The organism is Streptomyces sp. NPDC042364, from assembly GCF_056437585.1.
The window spans coordinates 175,560-186,523 of record NZ_JBWKAJ010000017.1; the positions used below are offsets into that span (position 1 = coordinate 175,560).

Genomic DNA, 10,964 nt, shown 5'->3' on the forward strand with positions numbered 1-10,964 from the left:
CCCGAGCCGGGTGGTCAGATCCCGAATTCCTTGTCGATCAGGTCGAACATCTCGTCGTCCGTCGCCTCGTCCAGTTCCGCGATCGCCTCGTCCGTCCTGTCGGCGGTGTCGGTGCCGGTCCACATCTCCAGCAGGCCCCGCAGCTTCGCCGTGATCTCCAGGTGGGTCTGCCCGCCGGTCCCGGTCTCGGCCGCGAGGGCCGTCGCCAGCCGGTCGATCTCGGCGACGACCCCGGAGGTGCCGGTACCGTCGCCGTCGGCACCGGCGAGTTCGGCGTCCAGGTACCGGGCGATGTCCACAGGTGCCGGGTAGTCGAACACCAGGGTCGCGGGCAGCCGGAGCCCGGTGGCCGCGCCGAGCCGGTTGCGCAGTTCCACGGCGGTCAGCGAGTCGAATCCGGTCTCCCGGAACGCGCGGGCCGGGTCCACCGCGTCGGACCGGGCGTGTCCCAGGACCAGGGCCGCCTGCTCCCGCACCAGCTCGACCAGCGCCGAGGAGCGTTCTCCGGCGCCCAGTCCGGCCAGCCGCTGCCGCAGGGCGTCCGCGTCCGCGCCGGACGCGAGGTCCCGCAGCGCGGCGTCCGCCTCCGGGACGTCACCCAGCAGGGCGGTGCCCCGTCCGGCGGCGAACGCGGGGGCGAAGCGCGTCCAGTCGACCCGTGCCACGACGCCGGCCGCATCGCCGGCGCCCACCAGTCGCTCCATCGCCACGAGGGCCGGCTCGGGCTCCAGTCCGGTCAGACCCCGGCGGCGCAGATACTCCTCGACACCGCCGTCGGCAGCCATGCCGTCCTGCGCCCACGGCCCCCACGCCACGGACGTTGCGGGAAGTCCGGCCGCCCTGCGCTGCTCGGCCAGGGTGTCCAGGTACGCGTTGGCTGCGGCGTAGTTGCCCTGCCCCGGAGAGCCGACGGAACCGGCGAACGAGGAGAACAGCACGAACGCCGACAGCTCCCGGTCCCGGGTCAGGACGTCGAGGTTGCGCGCGGCGACGGCCTTGGCGCGCAGGACGGCCGCGATGCGCTCCTGGGTGAGCGTCTCCATGAGCCCGTCGTCGAGGACACCCGCCGTGTGCACCACCGCGTCCACGGGGTGCTCGGCGAGCAGCGCGGCGAGCGCGTCCCGGTCCGCCGCGTCGCAGGCGGCCACGGTCACCCGTACGCCGGAGGCGATGAGGTCGTCGCGCAGGTCCGGTGCGCCGGGTGCGTCGAGCCCGCGCCTGCTGATCAGCACGAGGTGCTCGGCTCCCTGCGCGGCGGCCCAGCGGGCCACCCGAGCGCCCAGGGCGCCCGTGCCGCCCGTGATCAGCACGGTGCCCGAGGGGCGCCAGCCCGCGCCGAGTTCGCCGGGGGCCGTCCGGCCGAGCCGCCGGCCGAAGACACCGGTCGCCCGGATCGCGACCTGGTCCTCTCCCGAGCGGCCCGTGAGCACGCCGACGAGGCGGCCCGCCGCGCGCCGGTCCACGACCGGGGGCAGGTCGACCAGACCGCCCCAGCCCTCGGGGTGCTCCAGCGCAGCCACCCGGCCCAGTCCCCATACCGCGCCCTGTGCCGGGTCGGGCGCCTGGTCGGACCGGTTCACCGCGACCGCCCCCCTGGTCAGTGCCCACAGCGGGGCGGCGAGCCCGGCGTCGCCCGCGGCCTGGACGAGGACGGCGGTGTCGGCGGGGCCGGCCGGGACACCGTCACCGGCGTCGGCGCCGTGGTCCCCGGCGTGCTCGTCCAGGTGCTCGGGCAGCGCCAGGAAGGACAGGACACCCGCGACCGGCTCGCCCCCCGCGGCCGTGGCCAGCAGCGTGGCCAGTGCGGCCCGTTCGGCGCCGGGCTCGTACACGACCGGCACCGGCTCGGCCCCGTAGGACGCGAGACCTTCCAGCACGGCGCCGCTCCAGGCGTCCTCCCGCATTCCGGCGGGCAGCACGGCCAGCCAGCGGCCCGGCAGAGCATCGCCGGTCACCGCACCGAGAGGCTTCCAGTGCACGCCGTACAGCCAGTCGTCGACCCTGGACTGCTCCTGTTGTCCGCGCCACCACGACGACAGTGCCGGCAGCAGCCCGTCCAGCGCGTCCTCGGCCACACCGAGCGAGTCGGCCAGCGCGCGGGCGTCGCCCCGTTCGACAGCGGTCCAGAACCCTGCGTCCGCCCGGTCGGAGCCCGTCGCGGCCTGGGCGCCCAGCCTGGCACCCTCGGGCCAGAAGCGTTCGCGTTCGAAGGCGTAGGTCGGCAGGTCCACCGGGGTAGCCGCGGAGGGGGCGAAGACGGCACTCCAGTCCACCTGCCCGCCGTGCAGACGCAGTTCCGCGACCGCCGAGAGTACGGAACGGGCCTCCGCGCGGTCCTTGCGCAGGGTGGGAGTCAGCAGACGGCCCGCCGGACCGTCGTCCAGACCGCTCTGCGCCAGCGCGGTCAGCGTGCCGTCGGCCCCCAGCTCCACGAACCGGGACACACCCTGCTCGTCCAACCGCCGCACCGCACCCGCGAACCGCACCGGCCGACGCACGTGCTCCACCCAGTAGTCCGCCGACATCAACTCCTCGGACGTCGCCACCTCACCGGTCACCGTCGAGACCATGGCCAGGCACGGCTCACGGTAGACGAGAGCCTCGGCAACAGCCCGGAACTCATCGAGCATCGGCTCCATCAACGGCGAGTGGAACGCATGACTCACCCGCAACGCCGTCACCTTGCGGCCCTCGCCACGGAAGCGGTCCGCGATCTCCTCGACCGCCTGGGCCGCACCCGAGATCACGGTGGCCCGGGGTCCGTTGACCGCCGCGATGCCCACCTCGTCGCCCAGCAGGGGCAGCACCTCGTCCTCGGTGGCCTGGAGCGCGACCATCGCACCGCCCTCCGGCAGCGCCTGCATCAACCGGCCCCGCGCCACCACCAGACGGCACGCGTCCGCCAGCGACCACACCCCCGCCACATACGCGGCAGCGATCTCACCGATCGAATGCCCGGCGAGGACGTCCGGGCGCACACCCCACGACTCCAGCAACCGGAACAACGCCACCTCCAGCGCGAACAACGCCGGCTGCGCGAACTCCGTACGGTTCAGACGGTCGGCGTCCTCACCGAACACGATCTCCCGCAGATCGAAGGGCAGTTCCGCGTCCACCGCGTCGAAGGCCTCGGCGAACACCGGATACGTTGCGTACAACTCCCGCCCCATACCCAGTCGTTGCGAGCCCTGGCCCGCGAACAGGAAGGCCAGCCGTCGGCCCGAACGAGCGGGCGCGCCGGTCAGGACGGCGGGGTCGTGCTCTCCGGCCGCCAGTGCGCGCAGTCCGCGCAGCAGTTCGGCACGGCCTTCGGCCAGGATCACGGCCCGATGCTCCAACCAGGGCCTCAGGGAGGCCGAGAGACCGAGGTCGCCCAGACGCATTCCGGGGTCGGAGTCCACACAGGCCCACAGCCGTTCGGCCTGCCCGCGCAGGGCACCCTCGGAGGCGGCGGACAGCGCGACAGGGGTCAGGGGCAGTTCTTCGGCAGCGACCGCGGGTTCGGGAGTGTCCGTGGCCGGCGCGGTGACCGTGTCGGGGGACTGCTCGATGATGACGTGGGCGTTGGTGCCGCTGATGCCGAACGACGACACGCCCGCGCGCCGTGGACGGTCCTGCGGCTCCGGCCACTCGGTGTTCTCCGTGAGCAGAGTGATGTCGCCGAGCGACCAGTCCACGAAGGGCGACGGCTCCTCCGCGTGCAGGGTGCGGGGCAGCACTCCGTGCCGCATCGCCAGCACCATCTTGATCACACCACCCACACCGGCCGCGGCCTGTGTGTGGCCGATGTTCGACTTCAACGACCCCAGCAGCAGCGGTTGTTCGCGATCCTGGCCGTAGGTGGCCAGCAGGGCCTGCGCCTCGATCGGATCGCCCAGCGGCGTCCCCGTACCGTGCGCCTCCACCGCGTCCACGTCGGCCGGCTTCAGCCCCGCACTCGCCAGCGCCTGCCGGATGACGCGCTCCTGCGACGGACCGTTCGGCGCGGTCAGACCGTTGCTGGCACCGTCCTGGTTGACGGCCGAACCCGCCACCACCGCCAGCACCCGGTGACCGTTGCGGCGCGCGTCCGACAGCCGCTCCAGCACCAGCATGCCGATCCCCTCCGACCAGGCCGTACCGTCCGCGCCCGCCCCGAAGGACTTGCAGCGGCCGTCGAGGGCCAGGCCACGCTGCCGGCTGAAGTCGACGAAGGTGTCCGGCGTGGACATCACCATGACACCCCCGGTGAGGGCGAGGTCGCACTCGCCCGCCCGAAGCGACTGCGCGGCGAGGTGGAGGGTGACCAGGGAGGAGGAGCACGCGGTGTCGACCGTCATCGCCGGGCCCTCCAGGCCGAAGGTGTAGGCGATACGGCCGGAGTGGACGCTGCTGGTGTTTCCGGTCAGCAGGTAGCCGTCGGAGTCGTGCTCCCCCTCGCGCAGACAGGAGTTGTAGTCCTGTCCCATCACACCGGCGAACACACCGGTGCGGCTGCCGCGCAGCGCGGTCGGGTCGATGCCCGCCCGTTCCAGGACCTCCCAGGACACTTCCAGCAGCAGCCGCTGCTGCGGGTCCATCGCCAGCGCCTCACGCGGCGAGATCCCGAACAGTTCCGCGTCGAAGGACGCCGCGTCGTAGAGGAAACCGCCCCGGCGGACGTAGGTCCTGCCGAGTCGGCCGGGCTCGGGGTCGTACAGCGCCTCGATGTCCCAGCCGCGGTCGGTCGGGAAGTCACCGATCCCGTCGCCGCCTTCGCTCACCAGTCGCCAGAGGTCCTCGGGCGACTCGACGCCGCCGGGGAACCGGCACGCCATGCCCACGATGACCACCGGGTCGTCGTCCGTGCCCCGCCATGCGGGCAGAGCCGCGCCGTATGCCTCGGCGGCGTCGCCGGCGAGCTCCGTCAGCAGGTGCCGTGCGAGCGCGAGGGGGGACGGGTGGTCGAAGACCAGTGTGGCGGGCAGCCGCAACCCGGTCGCCGCGTTGACGCGGTTGCGCAGTTCCACCGAGGTGAGGGAGTCGAAGCCCAGGGTCTTGAACGCCTGGGCCGGTTCCACGTCGGCGGCGGAGCTGTGACCCAGTACCTGGGCCACAAGACCGGAGACCAGTTCCAGCAGCACCGGCTCGCGTTCGGCGGAGGGCAGAGCCAGCAGCCGGGTCCGCAGCTCGTCGCCGCTCGCCCCGTGACCGCCGGTGTGCGCGGAGCGTCGTGCCGGACCACGCACCAGCCCCCGCAACAGCGCCGGCACTTCAGGCAGTTCGCGCAGAGCCCGCAGGTCGAGGTTGACCGGGAGGAGGAAGGAGAGCCGGGTGTCCCGGAGTACGGCGTCGAGGACCGCCAGGCCCTGGTCGACGGCGAGCGGGCGCACGCCGCCGCGCGCCATGCGCTTCAGGTCCGCCTCGGTCAGGCCCGCGGTCATGCCCGCGTCGGGCGCCCAGGGGCCCCAGGCGAGTGAGACGGCGGGCAGGCCGAGGTTTCTGCGGCATCGGGCGATGGCGTCCAGGTAGGCGTTCGCCGCGGCGTAGTTGGCCTGTCCGGCACCGCCGAATGTGGCGGAGACCGAGGAGAACAGAACGAACGCGGCCAGGTCCAGGTCGCGGGTGAGCGCGTCGAGGTGTTCGGTCGCGTCCACCTTCGGGCGCAGCACCGTCTGCAGGCGTTCCTCGGTCAGTGACGGCAGGACGCCGTCGTCGACGACACCGGCGGTGTGGATCACCCCGGTCAGCGGGCGGTCGGCCGGGATCGACGCCAGCAGGCTCTCGAGGGCTTGCCGGTCGGCCACGTCGCAGGCCGTGACCGTGACGTCCGCGCCCAGGTCGGTCAGTTCGGCGGTGAGTTCCGCCGCACCCGGCGCCTCGGGCCCGCGCCGGCCCGCCAGCAGCAGGTGGCGCACACCGTGCCCGGTGACGAGATGACGGGCGACCAGGGCTCCCAGCCCGCCGGTGCCGCCGGTGACGAGTACGGTGCCGTCCGCGAGGCGAACGGTGCCGCTCCCACCCGGGCCGGCCTCCGCGTCGGTGGCGGTTGCGGCTGCGGTCGCCGTTGCGGCTGCGGTCGCGGTTGCGGCTGCGGTGAAGCGGGGCAGGGGTGCGGGGGCCAGCCGCGGAACGAGTACCTGGTCTGCGCGGACCACCAGTTCGGCCTCGGCGGGGAGAAGGCCGGGCTCTGCGGCCAGCGCGACCAGCGTGTCCCAGGATTCCGGCGTTCCGTCCAGGTCGGCCAGGGCGAGCCGGCCGGGGTTCTCGGTCCGGGCCGAGCGCACCAGACCCCACAGGGCGGCGAGCACGGGATCGGACTCCTCGTCCGGCCCCACTGCCACCGCACCGCCGGTGACGACGACCAGCCGGGCCGCAGCCAGTTCGTCGGCCGCCAGCCAGTCCTGTACGAAGGCGAGTGCGGCGGTGGTGACGGCGTGCGCCGCGGCCGAGGAACCCTCCAGCGAGGCGTCCAGCGGACCGCTCCAGGGCAGCAGCACGGTCTCGGGGACGGGATCGCCGTCGTGCACGGCTCGGGTCAGCTCCGACCAGGTCCTTGCGAGAACGTCGGGGTGCCCGGCGCTCGGGTGGTCGTCCGGGGCCGCGTGATCCGTCAGCAGGACCGTGCGGGTCGTTCGGTCCGTGCGGCCTTCCGCGGGCGACGCCCCGTCCACCAGGGCCGGGACCGCGGACGCGGAGGGGGAGGTGGATGGGGACGGGGACGGCAGCGGAATCCAGTCGATCGTGTACGTCCCGGCGGGGACGGCCGCGCCGGCGCCGCCCACCCCTTCGGTGGGCACCTCGCGCAGAGCAAGCGACTCGACGGCGGCGACCGCTCCGCCCGACGGGTCGGCCACGTACAGGGACACCGAATCGGATCCCGCCGGAACCACCCTCACCCGCAGGGCGCGCGCCCCGGACGCGAACAGCGACAGCCCGCGCCAGGAGAAGGGCAGCCGTCCGGCGCCCGCGTCCCCCAGGGGGCCGAAGAGGACGGCGTGCAGGGCCGAGTCGAGCAGGGCGGGATGCACGCCGAAACGTCCCGCGAGCCCCTCGTGCTCCTCCGGCAGACCGACTTCGGCGAACACCTCGTCCCCGCGCCGCCACACCGTGCGCAGCCCCTGGAACACCGGCCCGTACGCCAGCCCGGCGGCCGCGAACCGCTCGTACACATCGGTCACGGGGCGGGCTTCGGCGCCCTTGGGGGGCCACACGGCCAGCTCGGCCATCGCGGCGGCGGAGGCCTCCGCCCCCGTCTCAGGGGCCAGCACACCGTCGGCGTGCAGCACCCATGGTGAGTCGTCCGCGGCGTCCTCCGCCCGGGAGTGCACCTCCACGGTGCGGCGCCCCGTGTCATCGGCCGCCGCGACGGTGACTCGCAGGCGGAGCATGCCCTGGGCAGGCACCAGCAGCGGCACCGCTATCGTCAGCTCCTCCACCTTGCTGCAACCCACCTGGTCGCCGGCGCGCAGCGCCAGCTCCGCCCAGCCGGTACCCGGGAAGACCACCGCGCCCTGGACCTCGTGGTCACGCAGCCAGGGGTGGGAGCTCAGCGCGAGGCGCCCGGTCAACACCGCTCCCCCGTCGGCGAGTTCCACGGCGGCACCGAGCAGCGGGTGCTCGGTCGCGTCGAGCCCGGCGGCGGCCAGGTCACCGGGACTGTGCGACGCCTGGGGCCAGAACCGCTTCCGCTGGAAGGCGTACGTCGGCAGCTCGACGACACGGCCACCGCCGTCCGGAAGCACGGCGCGCCAGTCCACATCACCGCCCGCGGTGAACAGGGCGGCGAGGGCGGAGAGCGCGGTCGTGGCCTCGGGCCAGTCCTTGCGCAGCAGCGGTACGAGCACCGCGGCGTCGGTGCCGCGGGTGTCGCCGGTGTCGCCGGTGTCGTCGGTGTCGTCGGTGTCGTCGAGGCAGGTCTGGGCGAGGGCGGTGAGGGTGCCGTCCGGACCGAGTTCCACGAAGCGGCCCACGCCCTGCCCGGCGAGCACTCGGACGGCATCGCAGTAGCGGACCGCCCGGCGCACCTGGCCGACCCAGTAGTCCGCCGACATCAGCTCGTCGGCCGTGGCCGCCTCACCGGTCACCGTCGAGACGACAGGCAGCTTCGGACGCCCGAACGTCAGACCCTCCGCCACCTTGCGGAAGTCCGCCAGCATCGGCTCCATCAACGGCGAGTGGAACGCATGACTCACCCGCAACGCCGTCACCTTGCGGCCCTGGCCACGGAAGCGGCCCGCGATCTCCTCGACCGCCTGGGCCACGCCCGAGATCACGGTGGCCCTGGGTCCGTTGACCGCCGCGATGCCCACCTCGTCACCCAGCAGGGGCAGCACCTCGTCCTCGGTGGCCTGGAGCGCGACCATCGCACCGCCGGACGGCAGGGCCTGCATCAACCGGCCCCGCGCCACCACCAGACGGCACGCGTCCGCCAGCGACCACACCCCCGCCACATACGCGGCGGCCAGCTCACCGATGGAGTGACCGGCCAGCACGTCCGGGCGCACACCCCACGACTCCAGCAACCGGAACAACGCCACTTCCAGCGCGAACAGCGCGGGCTGGGTGAACTCGGTCCGGTTCAGACGGTCGGCATCCTCACCGAACACCACCTCCCGTAGATCGAAGGGCAGTTCCGCGTCCACGGCGTCGAAGGCCTCGGCGAACACCGGATACGTCTCGTAGAGCTCCCGGCCCATACCCAGGCGTTGCGAGCCCTGCCCGGGGAAGAGCAGAGCGGTCTTCCGCGCACGCGTCTGCGCGCCTCTGATCAGCCCCGGAGCGTCCGCTCCCTCCGCCAGCGCGTGCAATCCCCGCAGCAGCTCGTCGCGGTCGGCGGCCAGGACCACCGCGCGGTGCTCCAGCACCGTCCGGGTGGTCGCCAGCGCCCGGGCGGCGGCGGAGAGAGCAAGATCCGGCCGTGCTTCCACGAAGGCCGCCAGGTTCTCGGCCTGGGCCGACAGACCACCCCCGGCCGCGGACAACACCCACGGCAACACCGACCCCTCGGCGACGTCGGTGCTCTCCACGGCCACCACCGCGTCAGGGGCCTGTTCAAGGATGACGTGGGCGTTGGTACCACTGATACCGAACGACGACACACCCGCCCGCCGGGGCCGGTCGTCCGACCGGGGCCACTCGACACTCTCGGTCAGCAGGGTGATCTCCCCCGCCGTCCAGTCGACGTGCGAGGACGGCTCGTCCACATGCAGAGTGCGAGGCAGCACACCGTGCCGCATCGCCAGCACCATCTTGATCACACCACCCACACCGGCCGCAGCCTGCGTATGACCGATGTTCGACTTCAACGACCCCAACAACAGCGGCCGTTCACGATCCTGACCGTAGGTGGCCAGCAGCGCCTGCGCCTCGATCGGATCGCCCAGCGGCGTCCCCGTACCGTGCGCCTCCACCGCGTCCACGTCGGCCGGCTTCAGCCCCGCACCGGCCAGCGCCTGCCGGATCACCCGCTGCTGCGACGGACCGTTCGGCGCCGTCAGGCCGTTGGACGCACCGTCCTGGTTGACCGCACTCCCCCGCACCACCGCCAACACCCGATGACCGTTACGACGCGCGTCCGACAACCGCTCCACCAGCAGCAGACCCACACCCTCCGACCACGCCGTACCATCCGCGCCATCCGAGAACGCCTTGCACCGACCATCCACCGCAAGCCCACGCTGCCGCGAGAACTCCACGAACATCTCCGGCCCGGCCATCACCGTCACACCACCGGCCAACGCCAGATCACACTCACCCGACCGCAGCGCCTGCACCGCCAGATGCAACGCCACCAGCGACGACGAACACGCCGTGTCCACCGTCACCGCAGGCCCCTCGAAACCAAACGTGTACGCGATACGACCCGACGCCACACTGCCGGTGTTCCCGGTCAGCAGGTAGCCGTCGGAGTCGTGCTCCCCCGCGCGCAGGCAGGAGTCGTAGTCCTGTGTGATCGCGCCAGCGAAGACACCGGTACGGCTGCCCCGCAGCGTCGCCGGGTCGATCCCCGCCCGCTCCAGAACCTCCCACGACGTCTCCAGCAGCAACCGCTGCTGCGGATCCATCGCCAGCGCCTCACGCGGCGAGATCCCGAAGAGTGTGGAGTCGAACAGCGCGGCGTCGTAGAGGAAACCACCCTCTCGCACATACGTATGGCCCGCCGTGCCCGGCTCAGGATCATAGAGCCCGTCGAGGTCCCACCCACGATCCGTGGGGAACCCGCCGATCGCGTCGCCACCCTCACTGACGAGCCGCCACAGATCCTCCGGCGAGCCCACCCCACCCGGGAACCGGCACGCCATCCCGACGATCACGACCGGATCGTCGCTCACGCTCGTCGGCATGGGGAGCCTGGAGGCCAGATCGACGCCCGCCTCCCCTTCCGACAGTTCAGACAGGAGGTGCCGGGCCAGGGCGGCAGGGGTCGGGTAGTCGAAGACCAGCGTGGCTGGGAGCTTCATGCCGGTGGCGGTGCTCACGCGGTTGCGCAGTTCCACCGAGGTCAGGGAGTCGAATCCGAGGGACTTGAACGGCTGGTCAGCCTCCAGATCCGCGGCGGACGCGTGGCCCAGGACTGATGCGGCCTGTCCACGGACGAGGTCCAGCAGGAATTTCTCGCGCTCGGCCGCGGGGAGCCCTCGGACTCGCCGGGCGATGTCGGCCGCCCCTCCGGCCGTCGCCCCGGCGTCCGCAGCCCGGCGTGCGGGCGTGCGAACGAGAGCGCGCAGGTGGTCGGGAACCTGTCCACGCCTACGGAGCGCTGCGAGGTCGAGGTTGATCGGCAGCACAGCCGCCCGTTCGAGTGCCGGTCCGATCTCCAGCACGGCATCGAAGAGCCCGAGCCCCTGTTCCGGGGCGAGCGGCTGCATGCCCTCGCGGGCCATGCGCCGCAGGTCCGCCTCGGTCAAATCGGCGGTCATGCCCGCGCCGGGGGCCCAGGGACCCCAGGCGAGAGCGGTCGCCGGCAGACCGGAAGAGCGGCGGCGGGCGGCGAAGGCGTCCAG

At 73.0% G+C, this 10,964-nt stretch carries 1 protein-coding gene; it reads right to left on the reverse strand.

Annotated features, from left to right (window positions below; all coding sequences use genetic code 11):
• Positions 1-14 precede the first annotated feature (14 nt).
• On the reverse strand, positions 15-10,964 hold a 10,950-nt coding region (locus AC067N_RS28975), incomplete at its 5' end, for a type I polyketide synthase (RefSeq protein WP_478681824.1).